The organism is Pseudarthrobacter sp. AL07 (assembly GCF_029960665.1).
GTDB lineage: Bacteria > Actinomycetota > Actinomycetes > Actinomycetales > Micrococcaceae > Arthrobacter.
This window is the reverse complement of the sequence record NZ_JASBRB010000081.1, coordinates 1-1,030: the sequence shown is the minus strand read 5'-3', so window position 1 is coordinate 1,030 and position 1,030 is coordinate 1. Positions and strand designations below refer to the sequence as shown.

Genomic DNA, 1,030 nt, shown 5'->3' with positions numbered 1-1,030 from the left:
AGGAGTCAGCATGCCCATTGCAACCCCAGAGATTTACTCCGAGATGATCGATCGTGCCAAGGCCGGGGGCTTTGCGTTTCCGGCGGTCAATGTGACGTCGTCGCAGACCCTGAATGCGGCCATCCGCGGGTTCGCCGAGGCTGAGTCCGATGGCATTATCCAGGTTTCCACCGGTGGCGCAGCGTACTGGTCCGGTGCGTCGGTGAAGGATATGGTTGCCGGTTCGCTTGGCTTCGCCGCGTTTGCCCGCGAGGTGGCGAAGAATTACAACGTCAACGTTGCGCTGCACACGGATCACTGCCCCAAGGACAAGCTGGACGGTTTTGTTCTGCCGTTGCTGGCAGCTTCGGAGGCTGAGGTCAAGGCTGGCCGGAACCCGATCTTCAACTCGCACATGTGGGACGGCTCGCACGAGGCCCTTGAGGACAACCTGCGCATTGCCCGTGAGCTGCTGGAGCGTGCCGCTGCGGCGAAGATCATCCTTGAGGTTGAGATTGGCACTGTTGGTGGCGAGGAAGACGGGGTGGAGAACGAGATCAACGAGAAGCTGTACACCACCACTGAAGATGCCCTGGCGACCATCGAGGCTCTGGGTACGGGCGAGAACGGCCGTTACCTGACGGCGTTGACGTTCGGTAACGTCCATGGCGTGTACAAGCCCGGTGGTGTGAAGCTGCGTCCGGAGCTGCTCAAGCAGATCCAGGCCGAGGTGGGCGCGAAGATCGGCAAGGAGAACCCGTTTGACCTGGTGTTCCACGGCGGTTCGGGCTCTTCCGATCAGGAAATCGCTGATGCCGTTTCCTACGGCGTGATCAAGATGAACGTCGACACCGATACCCAGTACGCGTTCACCCGTCCGGTGGCCGGGCACATGCTCGCCAACTACGACGGCGTGCTGAAGATCGACGGCGAAATGGGCAACAAGAAGACCTACGATCCCCGCGTCTGGGGAGCTTCAGCCGAGGCCGGCATGGCTGCCCGCCTCGTCGAAGCCGCCCGCCAGCTCGGCTCCCTCGGCAAGACCTTCTAG

Annotated in this window: 1 protein-coding gene; it reads left to right on the top strand. The window is 61.7% G+C overall.

The genetic code is table 11. The annotated features are described in order from the left end of the window. The first annotated feature begins 10 nt into the window (after positions 1–10). On the top strand, positions 11–1,030 hold the full coding sequence (gene fbaA, locus QK290_RS18480; protein ID WP_282332128.1) for a class II fructose-bisphosphate aldolase: 1,020 nt from the start codon (positions 11–13) through the stop codon (positions 1,028–1,030).